Annotated in this window: 2 protein-coding genes; one reads left to right on the top strand and one right to left on the bottom strand. The window is 42.6% G+C overall.

Annotation, left to right across the window (positions count from 1 at the left end):
• Positions 1 to 61: 61 nt before the first annotated feature.
• Positions 62 to 1,045 carry an alpha-ketoacid dehydrogenase subunit beta gene (locus tag M595_RS27435; protein WP_023068209.1) on the top strand — a complete coding sequence of 328 codons (984 nt, stop codon included), beginning with the start codon at positions 62 to 64 and terminating at the stop codon, positions 1,043 to 1,045.
• 121 nt (positions 1,046 to 1,166) lie between these two features.
• On the opposite strand, the gene M595_RS27430 is transcribed toward M595_RS27435, so the two are convergent.
• A partial coding sequence (locus tag M595_RS27430) for an L-histidine N(alpha)-methyltransferase (protein WP_023069838.1) occupies positions 1,167 to 1,673 on the bottom strand: 507 nt, incomplete at its 5' end.

Here is a 1,673-nt window from a genome sequence, read left to right as displayed (position 1 = left end):
TCTCGTTTAGAAAAAACGTTTCTCAATTGATATCCGGTTAACTTATACAAAATTAACTCAGATGGCACCAACCCTTTTATTTAACGCACTTCGTCAGGCGATTGATGAGGAAATGGCTCGCGACTCCTCCGTTTTGGTTTTAGGAGAAGATGTCGGTCAGTATGGCGGTTCTTATAAAGTCACTAAAGACCTTTACGAAAAATATGGTGAACTGCGGGTTCTAGATACCCCCATCGCAGAAAATAGTTTTACAGGAATGGCTGTAGGTGCGGCTATGACGGGACTACGGCCGATCATTGAAGGCATGAATATGGGGTTTTTGCTACTGGCTTTTAACCAAATTGCTAACAATGCTGGAATGCTGCGGTATACTTCGGGCGGAAACTTTACCATGCCGCTCGTCATTCGGGGGCCAGGTGGGGTCGGACGTCAGTTAGGTGCTGAACATTCCCAACGCTTAGAAGCCTATTTTCAGGGGGTTCCGGGTCTAAAAATTGTCGCCTGTTCGACCCCCTACAACGCCAAAGGGTTACTCAAGTCAGCCATTCGTGATCATAATCCCGTTTTATTCTTTGAACACGTTCTCCTCTACAACCTCAAAGAAGAATTACCCGAAGAAGAATATCTTGTCCCAATTGACAAAGCAGAAATCGTTCATACCGGGAAGGATGTCACTATTTTGACCTATTCGCGGATGCGTCATCATGTCATGCAAGCGGTTCCGCAGCTAGTGAAAGAAGGTTATGACCCGGAAGTCATTGATTTAATTTCCCTTAAACCCCTTGATTATGAGACGATTGGGGAATCAATTCGCAAGACCCATCGGGTGATTATTGTCGAAGAATGTATGAAAACAGGCGGAATTGGCGGAGAGTTAGCGGCTTCTATTAATGAACGTCTATTTGATGAATTAGATGCTCCGGTGTTGCGGTTGTCTTCTCAAGATATTCCGACTCCCTACAATGGAATGCTAGAACGATTAACCATTGTACAACCCGATCAAGTTGTGGAAGCCGTTCAAAAAATGGTTGGAAACCAAATCTAATCTCAATAGAGGATGGGTGCAATTTCCCTCGATTTTCCTCAATTCATGGAAATCAAGACATTGGACGCACCCTGCAAAAGATCTAAGACGGCCGAAAAATACAGTTGAGACCGTAATCCTCTTATTGCTTTAACGGTCTGGCTTGTAAAATATGGATAGCCATGCGTCCGTTTTGATCGACAAAACAATCTAATGGTTGTAATCCCGCTTTTTTGGCGAGATCTTGAAAATAGTCTACCGGGTACTTATAAGAACTTAAGAGATGAAACTTTGTCCCCTTCTCAATCTGTACGGGAATACCATCCAGAAGGAAATTTTGTTCTTGAGTTGCTCTGACATTATGTTCCACACAATGAGTTGAGGGTACCCAATTGAATTCATAATTAAATGCGCTGGCATCAAAGCCCGAAATCGGCAAATCACGATTGATAAAATGTAAAATACTGAGCGTCAGTCTTGCCATTCTTCCATCGTCGTAAGCTTTTCTTAATGAAAACTCATTTTGATTGGTATCTACGCCAACAATAAGAAGACCTTCGGGTTGTAGTGCTGGCGAAATTCTTCTGAAGAAATCTAGGCAATTATTTGTGGAAAGATTGGTGATCGTACTTCCTTTAAAAAACACCAC

Source organism: Lyngbya aestuarii BL J (genome assembly GCF_000478195.2).
GTDB lineage: Bacteria > Cyanobacteriota > Cyanobacteriia > Cyanobacteriales > Microcoleaceae > Capilliphycus > Capilliphycus aestuarii.
This window is presented reverse-complemented; position numbering and strand designations above follow the sequence as displayed.